General features: G+C 62.3%; 22 protein-coding genes and 1 tRNA gene. 4 read left to right on the forward strand and 19 right to left on the reverse strand.

Features of this window, described 5'->3' with window-relative positions:
- Positions 1-40 precede the first annotated feature (40 nt).
- The 3 genes from L1F06_RS15265 to L1F06_RS15275 form a co-directional block, all read right to left on the reverse strand.
- Positions 41-1,357: a lysine N(6)-hydroxylase/L-ornithine N(5)-oxygenase family protein gene (locus L1F06_RS15265; RefSeq protein WP_129482163.1), complete on the reverse strand. Its 1,317-nt coding sequence runs from the start codon at positions 1,355-1,357 to the stop codon at positions 41-43.
- A gap of 184 nt (positions 1,358-1,541) precedes the next feature.
- Positions 1,542-3,218, reverse strand: a complete 1,677-nt coding sequence (locus tag L1F06_RS15270; protein ID WP_129482162.1) for a multidrug ABC transporter permease/ATP-binding protein — start codon at positions 3,216-3,218, stop codon at positions 1,542-1,544.
- Entirely contained in the window at positions 3,219-3,737 is a 519-nt protein-coding gene (locus L1F06_RS15275) for a sigma-70 family RNA polymerase sigma factor (RefSeq protein ID WP_230089971.1), read from the reverse strand.
- A gap of 548 nt (positions 3,738-4,285) precedes the next feature.
- Here L1F06_RS15275 and L1F06_RS15280 point away from each other — a divergent pair.
- A complete protein-coding gene (locus tag L1F06_RS15280) occupies positions 4,286-4,633 on the forward strand; it encodes a DUF2513 domain-containing protein (protein WP_090432711.1) in 348 nt (115 codons plus the stop codon).
- 851 nt (positions 4,634-5,484) lie between these two features.
- Positions 5,485-6,117: a hypothetical protein gene (locus tag L1F06_RS15285; RefSeq protein ID WP_090432715.1), complete on the forward strand. Its 633-nt coding sequence runs from the start codon at positions 5,485-5,487 to the stop codon at positions 6,115-6,117.
- Here L1F06_RS15285 and L1F06_RS15290 read toward each other — a convergent pair.
- From L1F06_RS15290 to L1F06_RS15310, 5 genes are all read right to left on the reverse strand, one after another.
- The gene (locus tag L1F06_RS15290; protein WP_252576659.1) at positions 6,114-6,557 is read right to left on the reverse strand and encodes a hypothetical protein; all 444 of its coding nucleotides are present in this window, start codon (positions 6,555-6,557) and stop codon (positions 6,114-6,116) included. The two genes, L1F06_RS15285 and L1F06_RS15290, sit on opposite strands and share 4 nt — an antisense overlap.
- A gap of 157 nt (positions 6,558-6,714) precedes the next feature.
- Positions 6,715-7,554: a hypothetical protein gene (locus tag L1F06_RS15295; RefSeq protein WP_129482159.1), complete on the reverse strand. Its 840-nt coding sequence runs from the start codon at positions 7,552-7,554 to the stop codon at positions 6,715-6,717.
- A gap of 42 nt (positions 7,555-7,596) precedes the next feature.
- The gene (locus tag L1F06_RS15300; protein ID WP_090432720.1) at positions 7,597-9,027 is read right to left on the reverse strand and encodes a KAP family P-loop NTPase fold protein; all 1,431 of its coding nucleotides are present in this window, start codon (positions 9,025-9,027) and stop codon (positions 7,597-7,599) included.
- 43 nt (positions 9,028-9,070) lie between these two features.
- On the reverse strand, positions 9,071-9,343 hold the full coding sequence (locus tag L1F06_RS15305; protein ID WP_090432722.1) for a hypothetical protein: 273 nt from the start codon (positions 9,341-9,343) through the stop codon (positions 9,071-9,073).
- Between the two features lie 170 nt (positions 9,344-9,513).
- Entirely contained in the window at positions 9,514-9,855 is a 342-nt protein-coding gene (locus L1F06_RS15310; RefSeq protein ID WP_090432724.1) for a hypothetical protein, read from the reverse strand.
- Positions 9,856-10,140: 285 nt separating this feature from the next.
- Between L1F06_RS15310 and L1F06_RS15315 the strand changes: the two genes are divergently transcribed.
- Positions 10,141-10,569, forward strand: a complete 429-nt coding sequence (locus L1F06_RS15315; RefSeq protein ID WP_244157971.1) for a hypothetical protein — start codon at positions 10,141-10,143, stop codon at positions 10,567-10,569.
- A gap of 140 nt (positions 10,570-10,709) precedes the next feature.
- Here the strand turns inward: L1F06_RS15315 and L1F06_RS15320 are convergent.
- The 4 genes from L1F06_RS15320 to L1F06_RS15335 all read right to left on the reverse strand — a co-directional run bounded on the left by L1F06_RS15320 (position 10,710) and on the right by L1F06_RS15335 (position 17,063).
- A tRNA-Arg gene (locus tag L1F06_RS15320) sits at positions 10,710-10,784 on the reverse strand.
- Between the two features lie 146 nt (positions 10,785-10,930).
- Positions 10,931-12,325: a sodium-dependent transporter gene (locus L1F06_RS15325; protein WP_129482158.1), complete on the reverse strand. Its 1,395-nt coding sequence runs from the start codon at positions 12,323-12,325 to the stop codon at positions 10,931-10,933.
- 131 nt (positions 12,326-12,456) lie between these two features.
- A complete protein-coding gene (locus L1F06_RS15330) occupies positions 12,457-13,515 on the reverse strand; it encodes a Leu/Phe/Val dehydrogenase (RefSeq protein WP_129482157.1) in 1,059 nt (352 codons plus the stop codon).
- Between the two features lie 80 nt (positions 13,516-13,595).
- Positions 13,596-17,063 (reverse strand): indolepyruvate ferredoxin oxidoreductase family protein, encoded by a 3,468-nt coding sequence (locus L1F06_RS15335; RefSeq protein WP_129482156.1) that lies wholly within the window; start codon positions 17,061-17,063, stop codon positions 13,596-13,598.
- 198 nt (positions 17,064-17,261) lie between these two features.
- On the opposite strand from L1F06_RS15335, the gene L1F06_RS15340 reads away from it, so the two are divergent.
- Positions 17,262-17,729 (forward strand): Lrp/AsnC family transcriptional regulator, encoded by a 468-nt coding sequence (locus tag L1F06_RS15340; protein ID WP_003247035.1) that lies wholly within the window; start codon positions 17,262-17,264, stop codon positions 17,727-17,729.
- Between the two features lie 56 nt (positions 17,730-17,785).
- Here L1F06_RS15340 and L1F06_RS15345 read toward each other — a convergent pair whose 3' ends face one another.
- From L1F06_RS15345 to L1F06_RS15375, 7 genes are all read right to left on the reverse strand, one after another.
- The gene (locus L1F06_RS15345) at positions 17,786-18,325 is read right to left on the reverse strand and encodes a DUF2058 domain-containing protein (RefSeq protein WP_003247034.1); all 540 of its coding nucleotides are present in this window, start codon (positions 18,323-18,325) and stop codon (positions 17,786-17,788) included.
- 164 nt (positions 18,326-18,489) lie between these two features.
- Positions 18,490-19,320: a nucleoside triphosphate pyrophosphohydrolase gene (gene mazG / locus L1F06_RS15350; RefSeq protein ID WP_129482155.1), complete on the reverse strand. Its 831-nt coding sequence runs from the start codon at positions 19,318-19,320 to the stop codon at positions 18,490-18,492.
- 12 nt (positions 19,321-19,332) lie between these two features.
- A complete protein-coding gene (relA, locus tag L1F06_RS15355) occupies positions 19,333-21,576 on the reverse strand; it encodes a GTP diphosphokinase (protein WP_129482154.1) in 2,244 nt (747 codons plus the stop codon).
- A gap of 127 nt (positions 21,577-21,703) precedes the next feature.
- On the reverse strand, positions 21,704-23,056 hold the full coding sequence (gene rlmD, locus L1F06_RS15360; RefSeq protein ID WP_129482153.1) for a 23S rRNA (uracil(1939)-C(5))-methyltransferase RlmD: 1,353 nt from the start codon (positions 23,054-23,056) through the stop codon (positions 21,704-21,706).
- Complete coding sequence (cysM, locus tag L1F06_RS15365; RefSeq protein ID WP_012018246.1) at positions 23,056-23,961, reverse strand: cysteine synthase CysM; 906 nt, start codon at positions 23,959-23,961, stop codon at positions 23,056-23,058. The genes rlmD and cysM overlap by 1 nt, the downstream gene beginning before the upstream one ends.
- 99 nt (positions 23,962-24,060) lie before the next feature.
- Positions 24,061-25,398, reverse strand: a complete 1,338-nt coding sequence (locus L1F06_RS15370) for a sensor histidine kinase (RefSeq protein ID WP_129482152.1) — start codon at positions 25,396-25,398, stop codon at positions 24,061-24,063.
- The gene (locus L1F06_RS15375; RefSeq protein ID WP_129482151.1) at positions 25,395-26,105 is read right to left on the reverse strand and encodes a response regulator transcription factor; all 711 of its coding nucleotides are present in this window, start codon (positions 26,103-26,105) and stop codon (positions 25,395-25,397) included. Before L1F06_RS15375 ends, L1F06_RS15370 begins: the two co-directional genes overlap by 4 nt.
- Positions 26,106-26,215 lie beyond the last annotated feature (110 nt).

Raw genomic sequence — 26,215 nt, forward strand, 5'->3', positions numbered from 1 at the left:
TGCCGACCGCTCGCAAAAGAAGGAAAACTGCGTCTGTCGATCAGCTGAGCGAAGCCGCGGCCAGACGCAGCGAATCGCGCACCTGTACACCAGCGGGTTCGACGAACATCGAAGCGACCAACTCTTCGGAGCGCATGGCCAGCACCGACAGCAGGGTATCGCTGAGGCCGTGACTGCCCTCGCAGCCACCTTGCAGGAAGATCTGCGCCTGGCAGTCCGCCCGCAGCGGCAGGCGATATTGGCGGTCGACCGCATCGCCCTCGATGTAGTCGGCGAAGCCCGCCAGCAGGGTGCGGTGATAGTCGCGGCGGTAGCCGGTGGCGAGGATCACCGCATCGAAACGCTCGCGATGCTGATCGCCACCCAGGGTGTTGCGCAGGCTCAGTTCCACACCACTGTCATCGGCGGCCACAGCCATGACTTCGCGATGGGTGAGCAAGCGGTGAGGATGCTGGCCGCGCACCTTCTGCTGGTAGAACAGGTGGTAGATCTTCTCGATCAGCTCCAGGTCGACCACCGAATAGTTGGTATTGCGGTACTCGCTGAGCATCTGTGCGCGCTGCGCGGGATCCTGGGCGAAGATGCGGTCGGTGAAGTCGGCATTGAAGATCTCGTTGACGAACGGGCTGTCGTCCGACGGCTTGAGGCTGCCGCCACGCACCAGCAGGCTGGCCTCGACCTGCGGGAAGCGGCATGCCAGGTCATGGAAGATTTCTGCGGCGCTCTGCCCGCCACCTATCACGGCGACACGGCGCGGACGACTGCCATCGCCCAGCATGGCATCGAGCGCGCCCAGATAACGCGAGGAATGCACGATGCGCGGGTCAGTCATGCCGGTGAAGGCCGCCGGAATCTGCGCCACACCGCCGATGCCCAGCACCAGGTTGCGCGCGCGGCGCCGCGTGCTCTGCCCGTCCGCACCGCGCGAAACCACCTCGATGCCGGCACAGGTGCCGGCGCTGTAGAACGGCTCGATGCTGGTCACCTCCTCGCCGTAATGCACCTGCCCGGCGAACGCATCGGCAGCCCAGCCGAGGTAGTCGTTGAACTCTTCACGACTGGGGTAGAAGGTCTTCAGGTTGATGAAATCCTCCAGGCGCCCGCATGCCTTGAGGTAGCTGATGAAGGTGAAGCGGCTGGCGGGGTTGCGCAGCGTGGCGAGATCCTTGAGGAAGGAGATCTGCATGCTCGAGCCGTCGATCAGCATGCCTTCATGCCAGCTGAAGGCAGGCTTGCGCTCGATAAAACAGACGTTGGGCTCTCGCCCGCTGCGCTGGGCGAACTCTTCGGTGGCGATGGCCAGAGCCAGGTTCGAGGGCCCGAAGCCAACCCCGATATAGTCGTAAACGAGCCCCATAAATCCTCCCGATATCTGCGTGCTGAATGGGCGGTTCGCCAGCCGGAATGAACTGGAAAACATTCTCATTAACACTGACGAACGAGGGGAAGGAATGTTTAGGGCGATTGCCGGCGGAATGTGAAATCACTTCGGCAAAACGACTGCGCCCGCATGATGCGGGCGCAGCGAGGGCAATCGGCATTCAGGAACGGGCAGCGCCACCGATCTCCAGCAGCGCGTTGCGACTGGCCCGGGCGCGATGTTCGCCCTGCAATTCCTGGAGCTGCCCACCGTCCATCTTCAGCAGGCGGTCGGCCTGGTCGAAGTAGTGATCGTCGTGACTGATGGCGAATACGGTCTTGCCGGCGGCCTTCAACTGCGGCAGCAGCTCGCGATAGAACACCTGACGGAACAGCGGATCCTGATCGGCGGCCCATTCGTCGAGCAGCAGGATGTCGCGCGCTTCGAGTAACGCCAGTAGCAGCGCCAGACGCTTGCGCTGACCGGCAGACATACGTGTGTCCCGCAGGCGCCCCGCCGCCACCTGCACCTTGTGGCGCATGTGCAAACTGCCCAGCCAGTGCTCGAGTTCTTCATCCGATGCCGCCACGCCGCGCGGACCAAGCAGCTGCGAGAACAGGTGATAGTCGGTGAACACCGATGCGAACAGCTGACGGTACGCCGGCCACTCCTGCGGCCCGAGCACCCGGCCATCGATACGGATCTCGCCGCGTTGCGGGATGTACAGGCCCGTCAGCAGACGTGCCAGAGTCGACTTGCCGCTGCCGTTGCCGCCGACCAGAAACACCGTCTCGCCGCGCTCAAGGCGCAGACTGACCGGCCCCACGTCGAAGCCGGGCTCACCGTCCTGTGCCGGATAGCGATACTCCACCTCATGCAGTTCCAGCACCTGCCACTGTCCGCTCAAGGGGTCGGCTGGATGCTCGAAGGTCTCCACATGAGGCGCCAGCGCCAGCGACTCGACCTTGTCCAGCGCCACGCGTCCTGCGATCTGCGTCGGGATCGCCGCCACCGCCGACACCAGCGGTGTACGCATGAACAGAATGGTCAGCGCGTAGGTCGAGGCCACCGCCGTGGAGGCCCAACCCAGGCCGTTGGCCAGGTAGAACACCAGGCCGATGGTGCCCAGCACCATGATGTTGGCCCAGTTGCTGGCCAGGCCGTGGTAACGGTCGGCCAGGGTCACGTGATCGCGATAGGCGCGCGCGCTGAGGTCGAACTCGTCCTCGTACAGGCGCTGCGCGCGGTCGCGGTTTAGGGTCAGCTCCTTGCGCCCGTCGATCACCGCCTGGTAGTCGCCGTACAGACGATCCTCGGACTCACGCAGCATGCGCAGGTGATGATTGAGGCGCCCGACCAGCAGCCAGCCCACGCCGAGGGTGAAGCTCATCCACAGCAATGTGGTGACGAACAGACCCGGCGACAGCCAGGCCAGATAGGCGAACGCCGCCAGCGTCAGCACGCTGCCGTAGATCAGTTCGGGCAGATGCACGAAGGCCAGGGTGATATTGCGGATGTCGCTGGAAAGACTCGCAATGATGTTGGAGCCACCAATGATCTCCAGACGCTCAATGCTGGTGTCCAGCACCCGCTTCACCAACGCGCGGCGCATGCGATAGACGAAGCGATGGCCCAGCGCCGTCAGCGACAGTTGCGCCGCCGAGGCCAGCACCAGCAGCAAGGCCAGCAAGGCGACGAACTGCCCCAGCGCCACCCCCGGATTGCTCGCCGGGTTAAGCATGCGCTGATTGATGAAGGCAATCACCGCCACGCTGAGCAATGCGCTGCCCAGGCTGAGCCCCAGCACCAGCGCGATGGACCAGCGATATTCGTGGAAAACCAGACGCAGCAGTTTCATTCAGAACCTCTTGGCCAGGGGACAGTTGCGCGAGCACTGCCCGTCGAGTCGGACACGGCAATGCCCCAGGGTATCGCGCAGGATCAGGCTGATGAGCGCTGGCGAAGCGCCCAGTTGAGTCGCCACCTCGCGCTGGGTGAGGCCGTCCAGCTGACTGAGGGTGAAAACCCGGCGCATCCGCGGCGTCAGCTCCGCCAGCGCATCGAGCAACTGGCGCACGGCCTGCTGTCCGCCTACGGCCTGTTCTGGCGAGATTTCCGAAGGCTGCAGATCCGCCAGTTCGCCGGCGGCACCGTAGCGCTGCTCCAGCTGCAGGCGCCGCAAGTGGTCGATGGACAGGTTGCGTACCAGGCGAGTCAAGTAGCGCTCGGGCGCATCCACCCGGGAGAGATTGAGGCTGCCCTCCCACAGCTTGAGAAAGGCATCCTGCAGGACATCCTCGGCTCTGCTGCGACATCCCAGAACTCGCGTCGCCAGATTGAGCAATGCATGACGCTGAGCCTGATAGGCCGCCAGCAAAGCCTTGCGGTCAAGGACCGCAGCAGAGTGGTCATAGGCAGGCGCATTCGCTGCAAAAGACCGCCGGGAACCTCTCCGGCCTGGCGCCGGCAATGACTGTCGAGAACATTCCATGTGAGGTCACGCTCATTGGCAAGGAGCGCCAATCGTGCATGCAAACAGTTCTCATTACAATAATGGCGAGACGCCTTGATTTGGCGAGGCCCTGCCGACAATTGAAATGGCCGCACGGCATCACGCCGCCGTGGCATCAGCGGATGACCAACATGGCTGCAGGTGATCGAGGAATACGTGTGGAACAGCGCGTTGCGACGAGCGCTCGCTGAACGCGAAGGAAAGCAATCAGGATGGCGTCCCCTGCTGGAATCGAACATAGCCACTCAAGACCAAGCCATGTCTAGCATTTAGCGTTTCGATATTCATTGCATACCCCCAAACGTACCCCTAAAACCCGAAGTACCTCTGCTTAACTCGCAATTTCACCATCGGATGGATCGACTACTGTCTTTAGGTTGAACCCCGAATGGTGCTCACAAACCGAGGAAAGTATGAAACGCGACATGGATCTGATAAGGAAAATTGTTCTGGCCGTTGAGACCGCGCCTCGCCAGGAACTGTCCGATGTTGACCAGCAGGCCTTCAATTACCATGCAAATCTGCTGATTGAGGCCGGTCTAGCAGAAGGTGCTGTTGGTCCATTACAACGCGGTATCCCTGCAATGATCGTCCTTTGGCGGCTCACTTGGAATGGTCATGACTTCGCCGACAGCATCAAAGACGACACCATCTGGAACAAAGCCAGAGAGAACGTGTTTAAGCCGACAGCTTCGTGGTCATTCGGTGTTCTGCTGACTTACCTGAAAGCCGAGATAATTCGAAACATACCCGGGATATAGGGTATCTAGCCTCCATCAAAGCCAACGCTCTGGAAGGTAGTTTTATCCGAGACAACGCGACAACCCGCGTCACTGCTGGGCTGCGACGTTTTTCTATCCGCGACAGAGTGCCCGGTGTCGCGGATAAAAAATCGCTAGAGGTCGCGCCATTGCTGGGTTGTCGCGCTGTCGCGGATGGATTACCGCTCCGGCCGCGCCAGCGGCCTAGTTTCTCGAACCAAGGTGACCAAGGAAGACCCGCCTTCTTCCCGACTATCCACTCCGCTTAGAAGCTCATCACGGATAGCGGCCATGCGTATCTCGCATGGCCGCTCCTGCACGGTTCCACGATAGTAGATCCAGAGCTCATCGCTCCGGGTGTAGCGCCCTACTCTGACGGGGCCAGCCACATCATCGAGGTATCGCTCGCCAGGGCGGCGGACTTCGTGCTCGGCTTTGATTCTTGACATGGTGACGCTCTCCTGTGTGGAAGGCTTCAGAGTGCAAGCTGTCAACCGATAGATCGACCCTACAGGGGGTCAGCGACATTCCAAGTAACTCACAGACAACTGCCCGGCGCCGCCGAGCAATACACCGGCGCATAAACGCCTGTTCACCCGCATCGAGCTTGCGGTAAAACCGCAGCAACAACCGCTCCTCTGGCGTCACCCAATCCCTATCCGGCTGCGCAACCCGCTCCGCCAGTTGCTCCCCTACAGCCGTGTTCACATCGATACTCATCTGCATACTCCGTCATTGGCAGTTGTCCGCAGACCTTACCGCCACTCTGGAATATGCAAGCCAGCCCGCAGCTTGGCAGCCTGCGCCCCAGCGGGCAAACTGCCACCTTTTATCAAGGACGTTGCCCTTAAATGGATCTGCTCCAACAAGCTCAAGCCCTGATCGGTAGCCAGTACGCGCCGCTATTCACTGCAGCCGTAACAGTGCTGTCTCTCTTCCCCAAGCTGATCGCACCGCTGCTCAGCGCCTTCGAGGCACACGACAAACACTTCGTGCGTAAGCCTCTTGAGCGACTAAAGGCTCTGCGCTCCAGCGTCGCCAAAAACCCAGACTTGTCCCATTACTTGGAAACGTCCATCGAGCTGGAGGCATTCCGCATCGCGTCTGGCGTCACCACCAGCCGATCAAAAATGGAGTTCTTGTTAGCGCTGGATAAAGACGGCAATTGGACTAAGCCGCAGCTTCGCAGCCTATGCCGACACCTGGAGGTGCCGGAAGGGAGCGATAAGCCCGAGGTCGTCATCGGCGGCTTCGAGAAATTCGCCGCGATCTGGAGTGCCGTTGCCGCAATGACCATAGGTGTAGTTGGCGCGTTGTATTTCACCGTCTCGGTGTATCAATTCAACGTCGGCGATTTCATCATTGGAGTAAGCGCGTTTGCCGCATCCATCGCGTTCGGCCGCTTCATAGTGAGCGATTTCATCAGCTACCGGCTCGCCCGCCGCGCCCAGGCAACCCTCGCTCGCCGGCAAACCGCTCGCTAAAGCAGGTCGCCCACCAACACGGCCTTGCCGATATCCCCCTGGCAGTCACCCTCGCCTGGGCGCCATTCCAGCGTGGCGCCCTCGCCCACCAGGTCTACGTTAAGGATGCGATCGAGGCACTCGCCCATGCCGTCCTTGCTGATCGCCACCAGGTGCTGGTCATCCCACGCGCTCACCTCGTAGGCGAATGCCTGCGCCTCCAGATCCTGCCCCTCGGTGTGGTTCAGCAACGAGGCATGCGCCTCCAGGCAAGTCTGGCGCTCGCGGTTACAAATGATCTCAACACCGTTGGTAGTGCCGTAGGCGTCGCCCTCAACGGCGCGCCAACCGCCCCAGATGACCAGATTGTCACCCTGGGCAAAACGCAGTGGCGGAATGGTGGTGGCGGTACGTTCCAGCGGCGCAGGGCCGGCAAGCCAGATGGCCGCATAAGCGGCCACCAGGGCGGAAGCGAGGGCAACGCAGAGGTAGCGAAGAATGGGTATGGTCGAACTCCTTTTCGTGGGTGGTGCCGCCCCGGAAATCCTTAGCATAGTTTAGTATCTGATATATTCTAATAATTTAGCGCCAACCACCCAGCGCTACCTGCAAAAGCAATTAGTCACAGTCATAATAAGCAGAGAGTACAGGCGCAATAAAATAAGATGGCGTCACATCGATAGATAAATTCTGCTTTAACATGCGCCCAACCCTCTTACGATAAACCGAATAATTAACAAGAACAAGTGCTTCATTAGCATCTAAGCTCGAATACGCAAGCGTCATATAGTACTTAACCTGCTCACCACTCATGCGCGCATTCTCGATCATTTTAGTCAGAATAGAAAATTGCTCTAAAAGCATAATACTACTATCGCGAGCTTCCATATCCTCAAGAGCCGTCTTTGCCGCAGATAAACTTTTACGCCACCCAATCGCATCAGCATTTATCTTCTTTCTTTCATCATAAATAAGGTCAGCAACATACGAATACGAACTAACAATTTTTCCATCCACATCTATTTTTTGCTCTGAACGCCGCTCACGCTGCGCAGAAAGCAAATTAAAAAATGAACTTTCAAAATTTTGAGTCTTAAAAATCAACTCTTGCGCACGCAGTGACTCGACTGTTGAGGATAGCTCTTTTTCCTGCAGCGATACCGAAGAAACAATAGCAATAAGAGCAAGAAAGCTAAGTATTGGATTAAGTATTCCACCAACAAAGTCACCTACCTGACCCAGATTGGTGGTCACGTCGATTTTCAGCCATAAGTGCAATACAAAAACACCAACCACAGCCACTATGGTAAAAAACGCAAAGGCCAATATAAATCTCTGTGCAAAGTTCATCCCTCCAAACAAACGACCGAGCGCCTGCCTAATTGGCAAAAAATATGCGATCAGGAACACCGTAACAACAGTCGAGTAAACAAGAAGCAACAGCACTGCATTTTTCACAAAGGCACCTAATCAACACACAATCAAGGCAAAGATACAAAGTCATTCAAGGCTATGGGAAAGATCCACCAGCGCCAGATATTGCTTCATCATTGCAATGCAATTAGGACCATTGAAAAGCCAAATCACGTGAGAGTGTAGTGTATTATGCTGATTGTCAGCATGAATCATTTCGCGCATAGACTCTGCCGTCGAGTGAAGACATGTAAAATAGCGCTTAGCAGTACTATGTACCTCCTCATTGCTACCTCCATAATACAAAGATCTGGCGGGATAGGTTTTACATATTTCCTGCCATGCATCAGGATCATTGTGCGCAACAACCCTTCTGTAGAGGTGCGGTGCCTCATCTCTCAGGACGATTAGGTAGAAAGCGAAAAAAATCTCTACAGCTGCAGGCTTAACCGAAGAGCTAATAGCTTTTAGCTGCCTAAGGCATTTCTCCAACTCACGCGGCTTTAGCTTGAAAGTAGAAGATATGGAATACAAAATAGCCTGAAGCTCATTCAGGTTATACTGCCCAGCCAGAACCGCGTCTGAGGCAGGAGCAACAAAGTTTCTATCGCCACTCGCCGAATATCTATGCCGAATATCATGAAGCCTTATAGGTGGCAAAGACACACTACCAAAATTTAACTCCTGGGCCTGCAACCACTTCTCGGTGTTATCAAAGCTTAGCGAGTACTCAGCATCAAAGAACCTTTTGAGATATTTATCACCTTCAAAACCCACCCCATAAATCGCACCTATGGAGTGCCTGAGCTGAGCAACATCGCATGCAATAATGAACTTGCAATTTTCGACATCAAAAAAATGCTTAATTCTTTCCAGTAGCTCGATGGAAAAAGTTGGTCTGCATCGATCTAACTCATCTATGAAGATGTAGAGCGGGCGTGATTCTGTCTCGTACTTAACAGCTTGATTGGCAGCTGCCTCTAAAGCTAATGCTGCAAATCGAACCTTGAAATTCTCAACGACCTGCATTGTTTCTTTATTACTTTGCAGCAGATTATCCAGGGCTTTTTCAGCAGCATCTGCAAGTGCTTCGGAGTCAATTTTCTCAGTTATTGCTGCAACGTCTACACCTGTAAACTTCTTAATAACCCCCTTGGCCAATGCAGGTGTAGCAGCCAGAATTACGCTAGTCGCTTTACTTCTGAAATCACGTAGAGCTTCCTCAGCCTTTCCGGTTGGGATGAACTCGAGAAGCGCATCATTGATTGCTGCGGTGAGTGCTACAAAAGCATCACCTGCATAATCATGCGTCCATGCATTGAAGTAGATAACCGCACGCTCCTGAAGTAATGCGTCATGCCAGTTCTGCAAGAAGAATGTTTTACCTGCCCCCCAGGGGGCATTCACATTCAGAACCTTTAAGTCTTCGTTGGTATCCAGATAGTTGGTCAGGAACTTAGCCACGCCCTCCCTATCCATCTTATCCTTGAACCACGGTTCTTCTTGCAGCAATGCCATACAAGACTCCAAAATAAAAAGTTAGAGTTATTGCAAGAGAAAATTAATTATCGGCGGCAGCCGTAATGGCTTCACACATAGGCTTGGTGTGCGAAAACTCGCTCGCCATCCATTCCGCAGGAACGTAGTAGTGATCGTTTCGGGTATAGGTGGGCATACCATCACTAGATGCGCAGGCCCATACGAGGTACTCGGCATCGCCAGTAAGGGCTGCGGCTACGAAAACCTGGCCGGTCTCTTGATCTACGGCAAAGGTGCGCTTCCATTGCGGAAGCTTCTTACCCGGTAGCTCGAACTCATTCCATTGAAGGCCCATTGATCAACTTCCTTTCGTTCTCAATGGGAACAGATCATGCCAGCCTTTTGCCATCCTCGACAACGGCCTCAAGCCCCGAAACACACTGTTCGAAAGTATTCAGGCGTTCTTTTCCTCAGCAGCTCGCTGTACTTATCGTTAGGCACCATAGGGTTATCAGCGCCCATTCATTACCAGTGAGACCGCCGCCTTAGCCATCCCCCCAACAATCGTCGCAACCGTTCCTCGTAGGGTTCTTCATGCTCCTGCTCGTCGAGGTTGTAGGCCTGGCGCTCTAGGGTGATCAGTGTCTTCAGCGTCTCGGCCAGCTCTCGCATGATCTTGGTGCGGTTCGGTAGCGCAATGATCTTGTGGTAAAGGTCGCTCAGCCGGTCGTTCCCGAAGGCGTCCGGGCTGCGCATCATCTCGCCCAATGACTCTGCCAGGTCGCGGTGATCCGTCAGTTGCTCCAACTCTTCCAGTAGCTTTTTGGTCAGGCCGCACGAGCACCGCATATCCGCACGGTGCGCCACGATGGCCTCGCCATACTGGCCTGAAAGCTAAGCTCCTCAAATTTTAGGAGATTTACCGCGATGACCAAGAGCAGCAACAGATCGAATACCCCATACCGCAATTGGAAGCTCAGGACAGCTCAGATAGTCCTGGGGCGCGACCATCGCTCTTCGACGAAAAATCTTGAACAGCCCAGTTTGGAAAAGCCCCAGGATCGGCGTCTGATTCGGCTCAGAGCCTGATCCATGGTCGCTACTTGTCTCCTGGTTTAGACTCCCGGACAAACCAACAGCAAGGAAGCCGGAATGGCCAAGATTTCCGCAAAAGAACAGCGTGCCCTTCTTTTCTTGGGCATCTTCGTTGGGATACCGGTATTGGTTTTCCAGAAGATCACTGACGCCGGAGCATGGCCGTTCGTGCTCGGTGCGCTGATCATTGGCGGTGTTTCCTATGTTTTCATCAAAAAAAGCCAGCACGCTGCACGGATCGCCTATCTCCGCAAGAAATACAGCAATGAGTCCACCGTGCAAGCGATCCTCAAGGGTTCGATCTGGGAGGGAATGAGTGAAGATCAGCTAATAGACTCCATTGGTCGCCCCGCCGCTGTAGACCAGAAGTACCTGAAGACGAAGACTCGCGAGGTCTGGAAATACTACCCGCAGGGCAAAAACCGGTACGGACTGCGCATCACCCTAGATGATGGCCAGGTGAATGGCTGGGACTCGAAGGGCTAACCTGCATTGTCAGGCTGGTAGGGAGTACGCTCCCATATCGAACCAACATATTCAGGCAAAAGAAAACCGGCTCGAATGGCCGGTTTGTCTTAGTTCCCGTCTTATTCGGGAGGATGTGGGAGCATCCGAGAAAAAATCGATGGCGTCCCCTGCTGGAATCGAACCAGCATCTAGCCCTTAGGAGGGGCTTATTCTATCCGTTGAACTAAGGGGACCCAGCCCGGCGAGCGGTGTCGCAAAGGCCGGGCGCATCTTAGCGGCGTCGCGCGCTTTTGTCATGCCGCAGCCAAGCTTGCAGCGCGACAAAAGCGCGACGAGTCCACATCGAGCCCATCCGCCTCGGAGGTGGGCGCTGCCTCACTCAAAACAACCCGAGGCTGTGCAGGAACACCACCAGGATGCCCAGCGGGGTGATCACGCGCAGCACCTGCCACCACAGCGAGAACAGCTGCGGCTGGTCGATGCCGATGGACTGCTGCACGGTCTTGCGGCTCAGCGCCCAGCCGGCGAACAGCACGGTGGCCAGGCCGCCCAGCGGCATCAGCAGGTTGGTGGTGAGGAAATCCAGGCTGTCGAAGAAGGTCTTGCCCAGCAGAGTCACCTCGCTCCAGGCATTGAACGACAGCACCGTGCCCAGGCTCAGCAGCCACAGGGCGATACCGCTGAGCGCTACCGCCTTGAAGCGGCTGATACCGAACTTCTCGGTCAGCCAGGCGATGGTCGGCTCGCTCAGGGAAATCGCCGAAGTCAGCGCGGCGATCGCCAGCATGATGAAGAACAGCCCGCCGACCAGTTGGCCCAGGGGCATCTGGCCGAAGGCGATCGGCAGGGTGACGAAGATCAGCCCCGGCCCTGCGCCCGGCTCCAGGCCGTTGGCGAACACCAGCGGGAAGATCGCCAGGCCGGCCAGCAGCGCCACGCCGGTATCGGCCAGCGCGACCATCAGCGCGGTCTTGGCGATCGAGGTGCCGGCCGGCAGGTAGGAGCCGTAGGCCATCATCGCGCCGCTGGCCAGACTCAGGGTGAAGAAGGCATGGCCAAGCGCGGCCAGCACGCCCGCGGCGCTGAGCTTGCTGAAATCGGCGTCGAAGAGAAAGTGCACCGCCTGCATGAAATGCCCGGTGGTGGCGGCATAGCCCACCAGCACCAGCAGCAGGACGAACAGCCCCGGCATGAGGAAACGCAGCGAGCGCTCCAGGCCGCCGCGCACGCCGAAGGCGACGATGCCGAGGGTCAGTACCAGCACCAGGGTGCCGTAGCCGGCCAGCGTCCAGGGGTCGGCCAGCATGGCGCCGAACAGTGCACCGCTGCTCTCCCCGTTCAGCCCGGCGAAGCCACCGGTCATGGCCGTGGGTGTATAGGCCACGGCCCAACCGGCGATCACCGCATAGAAACTGAGGATGAGAAAGCCGGTCAGCACCACCAGCGTACCCAGCCAGCGCCAGTGCCGACTGGCCCGTGCTTCCCTGGCCAGCGCCGCGAAGGCGCCTTCCGGATTGGCACGACCGCGGCGGCCGATCATCACCTCGGTCATCAGCAGCGGGATGCCGATGGCGAGGATGCACGCCAGGTAGACCAGGACGAAGGCGCCGCCGCCGTTCTGTCCGGTGATATAGGGAAACTTCCAGATATTGCCCAGGCCCACGGCCGAGCCGGTGGCGGCGAGGAAGAACACCCAGCGCGACGACCACAGGCCTCGGCCGGCGCTGCTGGAGGCACCGGCGAAGGTGCCGGTGGCGATGCTGTCTTGACTCATTGGGACTTGCCCTCTTGTTGTTGTGAAAAAGTCAGAAGCCTGGGGTGGTCGGGCCACCCCGCTTGGTGCGCACGACGCACCTCATCTCGTAGGGTGCGCCATGCCCACCAGCGTTATTGCCTATCCATGGCTCACAGACCGCCCTGCAGACGCTCGCGGGCCATGCGGTCGGCGATGGCGGTGGTGGTCGCGCCCTCGCGCTCGGCGCGCTGGAAGATCTCCGTCAGGGTCGGGCCGATGCCTTCGATATGCGCCTTGAGCTGGGCGGCGCTGCCGCCGGTGCGCTCGTAGCAGACATCGATGATGCCGCCGGCGTTGATCGCGTAATCCGGCGCATACAGGCACTCGCGGCGACGCAGGGTCTCGGCCAGGCTGGCGTCGGCCAGCTGGTTGTTGGCGGCGCCGGCGATGATCGGCGCGCGCAGCGCCTCCAGGGTCTGCGGATTGACGATGGCGCCGAGGGCGCAGGGGGCGAAGACGTCCACATCGAGGCCGTAGATATCGTGCTGGCCGACCGCGGTGGCGCCGAGCTGGGCGACCGCGCGCTGCACGTTGGCGGCCTGGATATCGGTCACCCACAGCTGGGCACCGGCGTCCTTGAGCAGCTTGGCCAGGCCGAAGCCGACCTGGCCGACGCCCTGGATGGCCACGCGGATGCCGGAAAGATCCTGGCGACCGAGACGATGGGCTACCGCCGCCTGGATGCCAATGCACACGCCATAGGCGGTGGACGGTGACGGGTCGCCATCGCGGCTGCCGCCGTCGAAGGCCTCGCGCTGGCCGGCGCCAGCCACGTGGCGGGTGCGTTCGGCCATGATCTGCATCTCGGCCACGCCGGTGCCGGAGTCCGCCGCGGTGATGTAGCGCCCGCCGAGGCTGTCGACGAAATCGCCCATGGCCTGGAACAGCGCCGCGCTCTTGCCGGTGTGCGGATCGCCGATGATCACCGCCTTGCCGCCACCCAGCGGCAGGCGCGCCAGGGCCGACTTGTAGGTCATGCCGCGCGACAGGCGCAGCACGTCGCGCAGCGCCTCCTCGTCCGAGGCGTAGTTCCACATGCGGCAGCCGCCCAGGGCCGGGCCGAGGGTGCTGTCGTGGATGGCGATGATGGCTTTCAGGCCGCTGGCCTTGTCGTGGCCGTAGACCACCTGTTCGTGCTGATCGAAGTCGACGTGGGTGAAGACGGACATCGGTTACCTCGGTTTTCTTGTTGTAAAAGGCCGCCCCGCTCCCAGACGGGAGGGGGTGGCAAGGGGTGACGGGGGAAGGATCAGGCGGCCGGTTCGAACAGCTGCACCGCGGCGATTTCGCTGACGGCCATGCGCGCCTTGAGCTGCGCGGCCTGCTCGCGTGCCTTGGCCAGCGCCGCTTCCTTGACGTGGCCGTAGCCGCGGATCTGCTCGGGAATCTCGGCCAGCGCCACCGCCGTGCGGTAGTTGCCGGCATCGAGCTCGGCGAGCAGATAGGCGACGGTCGCCTCGTACTCCTCGATCAGCTCGCGTTCGAGCTTGCGCTCGGCGCTGTGGCCAAACGGATCGAGCACCGTGCCGCGCAGGAACTTGAAGCGCGCCAGCACGCCGAAGGCCTTGAGCATCCAGGGACCGAAGGCGCGCTTGCGCGGCTGACCGGTGACCGGATCGGGCTTGCTCAGCCAGCTCGGCGCCAGGTGGAACTGCAGCTGGTAGTCGCCTTCGAACTGCGCCTCGAGCTGCTTGCGGAAGGCGGCGTCGCTATACAGGCGCGCCACCTCGTACTCGTCCTTGTAGGCCAGGAGCTTGAAGTAATAGCGTGCTACGGCCTTGCTCAGGCGCTGCTCGGCGTCAGTGTCGGCCTGGCGCACGCGCTCGACCAGCTCGCGGTAGCGCGCGGCGTAGGCGGCGTTCTGGTAAGCACTCAGACGCTGCACACGATCCTCGACGATCTCCTCCAGGCTCTGGCAACGCGGCGCCTCGACCACCTTGGGCGCGGCCAGCTTCTCCACCGCGGCCAGGTCGTGGGCCGCGCGACGGCCCCAGAGGAACGCCTGCTGATTGAGCTGCACCGCCACGCCATTGAGTTCGATGGCCTTGTTGATCGCCTCGGCGGAGACGGGAACCAAACCCTTCTGATAAGCGAAACCGAGCATAAACAGGTTGGTGGCGATGCTGTCGCCAAGCAGGCGGGTGGCCAGGCGGGTGGCATCGACGAACTGGGTCTTGGCCGCGCCGACGGCCTCGATGATGGCCTCGCGCATGGCGGCGCCGGGCACCTGGGCATCGGGGTTGCGGGTGAACTCGGCGGTGGCCGCCTCATGACTGTTGACCAGCGCATGGGCAATCTTGTCGTTGAGCTTGGCCAGGGCCTCTTCGCTGGCGGAAACCACCAGGTCGCAACCGAGCAGCAGATCGGTCTCGCCGGCGGCGATGCGCACCGCGTAGATATCGTCCTGTTTGGCGGCGATGCGGATATGGGTGACCACCGGGCCGAACTTCTGCGCCAGGCCGGCCTGATCCAGCACCGTGCAGCCCTTGCCTTCGATATGCGCGGCCATGCCCAGCAGCGCGCCGACCGTGGTCACGCCGCTGCCGCCGACGCCGGGCAGGAGGATGTTCCACGGACGCTCCAGCGCAGGCTGGCGCGGCTCCGGCAGGGCGATGAAGAGCGCGCCCAGGCCAACCGCCTCCGGCTTGCGCAGACTACCGCCATGCACGGTGACGAAGCTCGGGCAGAAGCCTTCCAGGCAGCTGAAATCCTTGTTGCAGGCGTTCTGGTCGATCTCGCGCTTGCGCCCCAGCTCGGTCTCCAGCGGCAGCACCGACAGGCAGTTGGACTTGACGCTGCAGTCGCCGCAGCCCTCGCACACCGCCGGGTTGATAAAGGCGCGCTTGGCCGGGTCGACCAGCTTGCCGCGCTTGCGCCGGCGGCGCTTCTCGGTGGCGCAGGTCTGGTCGTAGAGGATCACCGACACGCCCTTGAACTCGCGCAGCTCACGCTGCACGGCGTCCAGCTCGCGGCGATGGTGGAAGGTGACGATGGGCGCGAAGGTGGCGCGGGTCGGGTACTTGTCCGGCTCGTCGCTGACCAGGGCGATGCGCTTGACCCCCTCGGCATAGACCTGCTGGCTGAGCTGGTCGATGCGCAGCTCGCCGTCGATGGGCTGGCCGCCGGTCATGGCCACCGCGTCGTTGTAGAGAATCTTGTAGGTGATGTTGACCCCGGCGGCGACCGAGGCGCGCAGGGCCAGCTGGCCGGAATGGAAGTAGGTGCCGTCGCCGAGGTTCTGGAACACGTGCGGGGTGTCGGTGAACGGCGCCTGGCCGATCCAGGTGGCGCCCTCGCCGCCCATCTGGGTGAAGGTGTCGGTGTTGCGGTCCATCCACTGGGTCATGTAGTGGCAACCGATGCCGCCCAGGGCGCGGCTGCCTTCCGGCAGCTTGGTCGAGCTGTTGTGCGGGCAGCCGGAGCAGAAATGCGGGGTGCGCGCGGTGTGGTGCTTGGGCGCAGCCAGCGCCGCCTCCTTGGCGGCGAGGAAGGCCAGGCGTTCCTCGATCACCGGGCTGGAATAGATCGGCGCCAGACGCTTGGCAATAACCCGGGCGATCATCGCCGGGGTCAGCTCGGAGAGGTTCGGCAGCAGCGAATTGCCGCCCTCATCGAACTCGCCCACCACTCGCGGGCGCTTGCCCACCGGCCAGTTGTACAGCTGACCGGTCAGTTGGTCCTCGATGATGCTGCGCTTTTCCTCCACCACCAGGATCTCGTCCAGGCCCTCGGCGAACTCGTGCACCGACACCGGCTCCAGCGGCCAGCTCATGCCGACCTTGAGCACGCGCAGGCCGACCTGGGCACAGAGCTGCTCGTCCAGACCGAGGTCGTTGAGCGCCTGACGTACATCCAGGTAGGACTTGCCGGTGGTGATGATACCCAGGCGCGGGTTGGGCGAATCGAGCTTGATCTGGTTGAGGTTGTTGGCCAGGGCGAAGGCGCGCGCGGCGTAGATCTTGTAAGTGTTGAGGCGCTTTTCCTGGACCAGGGGCGGGTCCGGCCAGCGGATATGCACGCCGTCTTCCGGCAGCTTGAAGTCGGTGGGAATCTTCACCTCGACCCGCAGCGGGTCGACATCCACCACGGCCGAGGAATCGACGTTCTCGGCGATGGTCTTCAGCGCCACCCAGCAACCGCTGTAGCGCGACAGTTCCCAGCCGATGATGCCGTAGTCGAGGATCTCCTGAACGTTGGCCGGGTTCAGCACCGGGATCGAGGCGGCGATAAAAGCGTGCTCGCTCTGGTGGGCGATGCTCGAGGACTTGCAGCCATGGTCGTCGCCGGCCAGCAGCAGCACGCCGCCATGCGGCGATACGCCGGCCGAGTTGCCGTGCTTGAACACGTCGCCGCAGCGATCCACACCCGGGCCTTTGCCGTACCACATGGCGAACACGCCGTCGTAGCGCGCGCCGGGGAACAGGCTGGTCTGCTGACTACCCCAGCAGGCGGTGGCGGCCAACTCTTCGTTGACCCCGGGCTGGAAGTGGATGTGGTTGTCCTTGAGGTACTGCTTGGCGTCCCACAGGCTCTTGTCCAGGTTGCCCAGCGGCGAGCCGCGGTAACCGGAAATGAAGCAGGCGGTGTTCAGACCATGGGCGGCGTCACGCTGTTTCTGCAGCATGGGCAGGCGGGTCAGCGCCTGGGTGCCGGTCAGGTAGAGGTGACCGGTGGCGAGACGGTACTTGTCATCCAGGCGGATCTCGGCCAGTGACATGGGGTGCTCCTCTTATTCTTATGGAGAGCGGGGATGGCAACGGTAGGTGCCACCCTGTTCTGCCCCGCCAGGATCGCTGTACGGGACGACTGGCAAAGATCATGACCGAGGAGTTCCGCTTTTTTCTTTCTATTTGCGGGCCGGATTGCTGATACTGCGCATGATCCTTCCAACAATCACAAGAAAATGGAAACAGTCATGCAGGACAAGCTGAGCCCCATCGACCGCAAGATTCTTCGCCTGCTGCAGCACGACGCCGACCTGTCCGCCGCCGAGGTGGCGGAAAAGGTCGAGCTGTCGCAATCGCCGTGCTGGCGGCGGATTCACCGCATGCAGGAGGAAGGCCTGATCGAACGCAAGGTCGCCCTGCTCAACCCCAAGCAGCTGGGCCTGGGCATGACGGTGTTCGTCGACATCAAGCTGTCGGCCCATGGCCGCGGCAATCTGGAAGAGTTCGAGCAGGCGGTGGTGGGCTACCCGCAGGTGCTGGAGTGCTACACCATGGCCGGCGGCTCGGACTACCTGCTCAAGGTGGTGGCGCGCGACATCGCCGACTACGAGCGCTTCCTACGCGACCACCTGCTGCAGCGCCCGCACGTGCAGGAGGCGCACTCGCATATCGCCATGAGCGAGGTCAAACGCACCACCGAGCTGCCGCTGGATTGACCCAAAGGTCGAGGTAGGGTGCGCGCAATGCGTCGCGCACGGCGCACCCTAGGGCGTTACCACATCAGATCATCGGGAATCTGATAGGCCGCGTAGGGATCGTCGGTGTCCGGCGCTTCGACGTGGGTATTGAGCAGAACGATGCGCGAGGCATCGCGCTCCTGGATCTTCAGCGCGGCTTCACGCGGAATGACCTCATAACCACCGCCATGGCGGACGATGGCCAGCCAGCCGTTGGACAGCTTGTTGCGCATCATGGTGTTGACCGGCAGGCGTTTGACCTTCTTGTCATCGACGAAGTTGTAGTAGTCGTCGCCGTCGAGCTTGGGCAGGCGCGAGCGCTCGATCAGTTGCTTGATCTGCGCCGCACGGGCCTTCTGTTCGGCCTTTTCCTGCTGCTGACGATTGAGCTCCTGATCACGCGCGGCCTTTTCGGCCTGCGCCTGCAGCGCAGCCTGGCGTGCGCTGTCGTCCAGTTCGGCCTGGCCCTTGTGCGCCAGACGCTTCTGCTTCTGCTGCTGCTTGCCAACCTGCTTGGCCTGTTTTTCGTTGACCAGGCCGGCTTTGAGCAGCTGGTCGCGCAGGGAAAGACCCATGGCTAAAGATCCCGAACATGATTTTGTTGCGGCAGCGACGATTCACGCTGCCAGTCCAAGGCGCCCAGCATAAGGGCTAAGGCGCAGCGGCTCCAGCCCGAAAACCAAGCCGTAGCCGGGATGCACGTCAGGAGGGGCGAGTCAGCCGTTCCCGGATATGGCGTTCAGCAACCGGGCGCCTGTTTCTCCAGCTTCTTGGCCTCGCCCCACAGGGCGTCCAGCTCCTCCAGCGAGCAGCCGTCCAGGCTGCGCCCGGCTTCCCGCACGCTTTGCTCGATGAAACGAAAGCGTCGTTCGAACTTGCCATTGGCAGCGCGCAGCGCGGCTTCCGGGTCGACCTTCAGGTGCCGCGCCAGGTTGGTGACGACGAACAGCAGATCGCCGATTTCCTCGGCAACCGCCTCGGCATCGTTCTCGCTCATGGCTTCGAGCACCTCGTCCAGCTCTTCGCGCACCTTGTCCACCACCGGCAGTGCTTCGGGCCAGTCGAAACCGACCTGGGCCGCACGCTTTTGCAACTTGGCCGCGCGCGAAAGCGCCGGCAATGCGGCGGGTACGTCATCGAGCAGCGACAGCTGCTCGGGGGCGGCGGCCTTTTCGGCGCGCTCCAGGGCCTTGAGTTCTTCCCAGCGCTGCTTGACCGCGGCCTCCTCCAGCCTGGCCGCATCCGGCGCGCCATACAGGTCGCCGTCGGGGAATACGTGCGGGTGACGGCGGATCAGCTTGGCGGTGATGCCGTCGACTACCCGCGCGAAATCGAAACGCCCCTCTTCCTGCGCCAGCTGGCTGTAATAGACCACCTGAAACAGCAGGTCGCCCAGCTCGCCGGGCAGGTGCTCGAAGTCGCCGCGCTCGATGGCGTCGGCGACCTCATACGCCTCCTCCAGGGTGTAGGGCACGATGGTGGCGTAGCTTTGCTTGAGGTCCCAGGGGCAGCCGTGTTGCGGATCGCGCAGACGCGCCATCAGGTGCAGCAGGTCGTCGAGTTGGTACATGAAAGCTTCCTGCTAGGCCACGCGGTGGCGACGCGCCTCGATGATATTGGGCAACTGGCCGATACGCGCCAGCAGACGGCCAAGCGCATCGAGCCCGGGAATCTCCACGGTGATCGACATGGAGGCGGTGTTGTCCTCCTTATTCGAGCGCGTGTTGACCGCCAGCACGTTGAGCTTCTCGTTGAGCAGCACCTGGGTGACGTCACGCAGCAGACCGGAGCGGTCGTACGCCTTGATGACAATTTCCACCGGGTAGGTCTGCACCGGCACCGGCCCCCAGCTCACCTGGATCATCCGTTCCGGCTCGCGCGCGGACTGCTGCAGCGCGGTGGGGCAATCCTGGCGATGAATGGTGACGCCACGACCGAGGGTGATGTAGCCGACGATGGGATCTCCCGGCAGCGGCTGGCAGCAGCCGGCCATCTGCGTCAACAGGTTGCCGACACCCTGGATCTGGATGTCGCCGCGCTTGCCCGGCTTGAAGCCCTGCGCCTTGCGCGGGATCAGTTCGAGCTGCTCGCTGCTGCGCTCCGGTTCGACCAGCTGCTGGGCCAGGTTGACCGCATGCGCCAGGCGCACGTCGCCGGCACCCAGCGCCGCGAACAGGTCCTCGGCGATTTTCAGGTTGGCCTTCTCGGCCAGCTTGTCGAAATCCACGCCGTGCAGGGCCAGGCGCGCCAGCTCGCGTTCGAGCAGCTGCTTGCCGGCAGCGACGTTCTGGTCGCGGTCCTGCAGCTTGAACCAGTGGACGATCTTGGCCCGCGCGCGGCTGGTGGTGACGTAGCCCAGGTTGGGGTTGAGCCAGTCGCGACTCGGCGAGCCCTGCTTGCTGGTGATGATCTCCACCTGCTCGCCGGTCTGCAGACTGTAGGTCAGCGGCACGATACGGCCGTTGATCTTGGCGCCGCGGCAGTTGTGACCGATCTCGGTGTGCACGCGGTAGGCGAAGTCCAGCGGCGTGGCCCCCTTGGGCAGGTCGATGGCGTGGCCGTCGGGGGTGAAGACGTAGACCCGATCCGGCTCGATGTCCACGCGCAGCTGTTCGGCCAGACCGCCGATATCGCCCAGCTCCTCGTGCCACTCGATAACCTGACGCAGCCAGGAAATCTTCTCTTCATAGTGGTTGGAGCCGGACTTGACGTCGGTGCCCTTGTAGCGCCAGTGCGCGCACACGCCCAGTTCGGCTTCTTCGTGCATGGAGTGGGTGCGGATCTGCACTTCCAGCACCTTGCCTTCCGGGCCGAGCACGGCAGTATGCAGCGAGCGGTAGCCGTTCTCCTTGGGGTTGGCGATGTAGTCGTCGAACTCCTTGGGAATGTGCCGCCACAGGGTGTGCACGATACCCAGGGTGGTGTAGCAGTCACGCACCTCCGGCACCAGCACGCGCACCGCACGCACGTCGTAGATCTGGCTGAACTGCAGGCCCTTGCGCTGCATCTTGCGCCAGATCGAATAGATGTGTTTCGCCCGGCCGCTGATATCGGCCTTGATGCCGGTGGCTTCCAGCTCCTGGCGCAGATGGGCCATGGCGTCGTTGATGTACTGTTCGCGATCCAGACGACGCTCGTGCAGCAGCTTGGCGATCTGCTTGTACTGCTCCGGCTCCAGGTAGCGGAAGGACAGGTCTTCCAGCTCCCACTTGATATGGCCGATGCCCAGGCGGTGGGCCAGCGGTGCATAGATGTCGAACACCTCGCGCGCCACACGCTGGCGTTTCTCTTCGTCGGCTTCCTTGACCGCGCGGATGGCGCAGGTGCGTTCGGCCAGCTTGATCAGCGCCACGCGCACGTCGTCGACCATGGCCACCAGCATCTTGCGCAGGTTCTCTACCTGCGTCTGCGAGCCGACCACCACCGATTCACGCGGATTGATACTGGCGCTGATCGCCGCCATGCGCAGCACGCCTTCGATCAGCTTGGCCACCACCGGACCGAAACGCTGGTGCACCGCGGCCAGGGTGATCTTGCCCTCGCGCACGCCACGATAGATGACCGCCGCGACCAGCGAATCCTGATCGAGCTTGAGGTCGGCGAGGATTTCCGCGATGTCGAGGCCGGCGCGGAACGTCGAGGCGCCCTCGCTCCAGTGATGCTGGGTGGTGTTGGCCTGCTGCTCCAGATCGCGGGCGAATTCGCAGGCCTCTTGCAGTGCCTGACGATCCAGCGCCGGGTCGACGCTGGCGACATGATCCAGCCAGGCCTCGAGATTGATGCTGCCGTCATCGTTGACTGGCTGATGCGCTCTTACCTGAACCATCGTCTTACCTTCCCTACGGTGCGCATAGGTCGCACCGAGCAGTCGCCGGCCTTCTCTGAGCCGGTCGGATTAACTGAAAGAACGTACCTCCTGTACGTCCCTGTGACACCGAACGTGCCACTTACCGCTAAATCTTTTCGAACAACGCCATGGCTTCGACATGCGCGGTCTGCGCGAACATGTCGAGAATCCCGGCACGGCGCAGCCGGTATCCCTGCTGCGCCAGCTCCGCGGCGTCGCGCGCCAGGGTGGTCGGGTTGCAGGAGACGTAGACCAGCCGCCGGGCGCCCAACGCACTCATCCCGCGCACCGCCTCCAGCGCGCCATCGCGCGGCGGATCGAGCAGCACAGCGGCAAAACCGCCACGCGCCCAGGTTTCATTGGCCAGCGGGTTGGACAGGTCGGCACGGAAAAAGTGCGCATTGTCCAGCCCGTTGCTCCGTGCGTTGGCCGCAGCCCGCGCGACCATCGCCTCGACACCTTCCACAGCCACCACTTCGGCTGCCTGACGCGCCAGCGGCAGGGCGAAATTGCCCAGGCCGCAGAACAGGTCCAGCACCCGCTCGCCGGGTTGCACTGACAACCAGTCTAGCGCCTGAGCGACCATGGCCTCGTTGACCGGACCGTTGACCTGCACGAAATCGCCCGGGCGATAGGCCAGCCGCAGCTGCCAGCGCGTCAACTCGAACCCCAGCTCGGCCGCCGGATCGTCGGGCTCTGGCTGTCCGTCGCCCTGCAGCCAGAGCTGCGCGCGATGCTCGCCGCAGAAGGCGCGCAGACGGCTCAGGTCGGCCTCGGGCAGTTGCGCGGTATGGCGCAGCAGCACGGCTTCGGCGGTGCCGCTGAACAGCTCCACATGCCCGACCGCCTGCGGTTTTTCCAGGCTGCGCAACAGCGCCGGCAATGCCCTGAAAATCGGCTGCAAGGGCTGTACCAGTACCGGGCAGTCGTCGATGGCGACGATGTCCTGGCTGGCTTCGGCGCGGAAACCGACCTGTAGCTGACGCGCCTTGGCATCCCAGCGCACGGCAACCCGCGCGCGGCGGCGGTAGCCGAACTCGGGGCCAACCAAGGGCGCCGCCCATTCATCCGGCTGCACGCCACCCAAACGTGACAACTGCTCGGTGAGCGTGCGCTGTTTCAGGGCGAGCTGATCGGCATGCGGCATGTGCTGCAGGTTGCAACCGCCACAGCGCTCGGCATGCATGCAGGGCGCCTCACGGCGCTCGCTGCTGGCGACGATGATGCGTTCGGCGCGCGCCTCGACGGTCTGGCTGCGGGCGCCGAGCACCCGCGCCTCGACCTGCTCGCCAGCCAGGGCGCCGCTGACGAACCAGGTACGCCCGCCTTCGAAGGCGATGCCGCGACCGTCACCGGCCAGGCGCTCGATGGCGAGCTTCTGCTTCTTGCCGACCGGGACCTGCGCCGCGCGACTGCCACCGCTGGGCTGAAAGCGCAGGTTGGAGCTGCGTCTGGCCATCAGTGGGTCGGTTCTTGGTAAACGCCGGTGGACAGGTAGCGGTCGCCGCGATCGCAGATGATCGCCACCAGCACCGCGTTCTCCACCTGCTGCGACAGGCGCAGCATGCCGGCCACCGAGCCGCCGGAAGACACGCCGCAGAAGATGCCCTCTTCCCGCGCCAGACGACGCATGACGTGCTCGGCCTCGGCCTGGCCCATGTCCATCACCTGGTCGACCCGTTCGGCCTGATAGATCTTCGGCAGGTATTCCTGCGGCCAGCGACGAATGCCGGGGATGGCCGAGCCTTCCTGCGGCTGCAGGCCGACGATCTGGATCGCCGGGTTCTGCTCCTTGAGATAGCGCGAGGTGCCCATGATGGTGCCGGTGGTGCCCATGGAGCTGATGAAGTGGGTGATGGTCCCGCCGGTCTGGCGCCAGATTTCCGGGCCGGTACCGCTGTAGTGCGCCTCGGGGTTGTCGCCATTGGCGAACTGATCGAGCACCTTGCCACGCCCTTCGGCCTGCAGCTTCTCGGCCAGATCACGCGCGCCCTCCATGCCCTCCTCCTTGCTGACCAGGATCAGCTCGGCGCCGTAGGCGGTCATCGCCCACTTGCGTTCGGCGGTGGAGTTGTCCGGCATGATCAGGATCATCTTGTAGCCCTTGATCGCCGCCGCCATCGCCAGGGCGATACCGGTATTGCCGCTGGTGGCTTCGATCAGGGTATCGCCAGGGCGGATATCGCCGCGCAGCTCGGCGCGGTTGATCATCGACAGCGCCGGGCGGTCCTTGACCGAGCCGGCCGGGTTGTTGCCTTCCAGCTTGACCAGCAGGGTGTTGCTGGTGTCGCCGCCCAGGCGCTGCAGGCGCACCAGGGGCGTGTTGCCGATGCAGTCGGCGATGGTGGGAAATTGCAGGGTCATGGGTCGCTCGAATCCAGACTGACGCGAAGGGGCGTCATGATACGCCGAACCCGCGAGCGCAGCATCCCGGCGAACGTAACGCGGCGCTGCGCGGCAGGCTCAGGTCGCCGGTAGCTGGATATGCACGCGCAGCCCGGGCTCGCCGTTGTGCGCCCATACGCGGCCGCCCTGCGTTTCCACCATGCTGCGGGCAATCGCCAGGCCCAGGCCGAAACCGTCGCCGCCGGGCCGCGCGGCACTGAGCCGGGTGAAGGGGCGGAAGATGGCTTCCAGTTCGCTCTCGGCGACTCCCGGCCCCTGGTCCTCGATCCACAGCAGCCAATCACCCGCCTCGCGCCGCCCGCCCAGGCGTACCGAGCCACCCTGCGGCGAGTGGCGAATGGCATTGCGCAGGATGTTCTCCAGCGCTTGCGCCAGGCCGTTGAGGTGCCCGATCACGCGGCAGTCGGCGGGCAGGTCGCAGGGCATGCGCTCGACGGGCCAGCCGGTTTCGAACGCGGCATTCTCGCGCAGCACGTCCCACAGCCGGGCGACGTCCACCTCCTCGCTCGGCAGGCGGGGCCTTTCGGTGTCCAGCCAGACCAGCTCGAGGGCGTCGCCCACCAGTTTCTCCATTTGCAGCACTTCACGCGCCAGGCGCTGGCGCAGGGCCTCGACGTCCTGTTCGCTCTCGCCGGCCACGCGCAGGCGCGCCAGCGGCGTGCGCAGCTCGTGGGACAGGTCGCGCAGCAGCTGACGCTGAAAGGCCACGGTGCCCTGCAGACGCTCGGCCATATGGTCGAAGCTGCGCGCCAGCTCGCCCAGCTCGTCCTTGCGTTGCGTCACCCGCGGACCCAGCCTGGCCGACAGATCGCCGGAACTCAGCGCCGCGGCCTGCCTGCGCAGCATCGCCAGCGGAGCGATGAGCAGACGATAGAGCAGCACAGCCAGGGCCACGGCCAGAAGTGCCGGCAGCAGGCGCTGCAACAGCAGTTCCCAGAGCTCGACGTACTGCCGTGGATCCAGGCGCTGCGGCAGCTCCAGCACCAGGCGCGCCTGGCCATCGCTGAACGGCACATAGAAGGTGGGCGTGCTGCCCGGTCGCCCCACCGGGAAATCCAGCCTGCGCACGAAATCCAGGCGCTGCTGCTGCGCCTCGTCAAGCGGCATCGACGACAGCGAGTGCTTGTGCTCGTCGACCACCGCCGCCCAGATTCCCTCGCGCTCGCGCAGCTGCTCGAGAAAGGTGTCCACACCGACGCTCCCGCCCTCGCGCCAGGCCGCCTCGGCCTCGCGCGCATGCTCGCGCAGCACCTGCCGAGTCGACTCGGGCAGATAGGAAGCGGTCTGGACCAGCAGCCGACCGACATCCGCATAGAGGCTGACCAGCAGCAGGCAGAACAGCGCAAGCGCTCCGGCCAGGCGCCAGAGCAGCGAGTGCCGACCCGGCAGGCTCATGCGCCGGCCTGCGCCAGGATGTAGCCCTTGCCCCAGACGGTGTCCACCCGCATCGCCTCGTAACCCACCGCCTGCAGCTTGCGGCGGATGTGGCTGACATGCATGTCGAGGCTGCGGTCATGCTGGGCATAGGCGCGGCGCAGCGCCTGCTGGTAAAGGAAGGGCTTGCTCAGCGCTTCGTCCTGGTGCCGCCACAGCAGCTCCAGCACCCGGTACTCGCTGGGCGTCAGACCGAGCCACTGACCGGCGTAGGCGACGTCGCTGCGGCCATCGTCGAACTGCAGGGCATCGTCGCCAACGCCCGGCTGCGGCTCACGGCGCTCGTAGGCGACGCGGCGCAAAATGGCCTCCACCCGCACGCTCAGCTCGCCCAGGCTGAAGGGCTTGGGCAGGTAATCGTCGGCGCCCTGGCTGAAACCGGCGATGCGATTCTGCTCATCGCCCAGCGCCGACATCAGCAACACTGGCACGCTGCGGCGCCGGCGCAGTTGCTGCAGGGCATCCAGACCGTTGATGCCCGGCAGCAGGATGTCCATCAGGATCAGGTCGAAATCTTCGCGCTCGGCCAGGCGCAACCCCTCGCTGCCATCATGGCTGAGGGTCACATCGAAGCCGCGGGCCACCAGGTGCGATTGCAGGTGACTGGCAAGCAGGGGGTCGTCCTCGACGGCGAGAATGCGGGCCGAGGGGCAGGCGTGGGTCATCATGGTGCAAACCGGGAAGGTAGATGCGAACAATTCTACCTATTAAACGACAATCGCTCATCTACAGATTCCGGCGCGCCGAGTCGCTACACTGCCCAGATGTCATAAAGGAG

It is taken from the genome of Pseudomonas hydrolytica, assembly GCF_021495345.1.
Classification (GTDB): Bacteria; Pseudomonadota; Gammaproteobacteria; order Pseudomonadales; family Pseudomonadaceae; genus Aquipseudomonas; species Aquipseudomonas hydrolytica.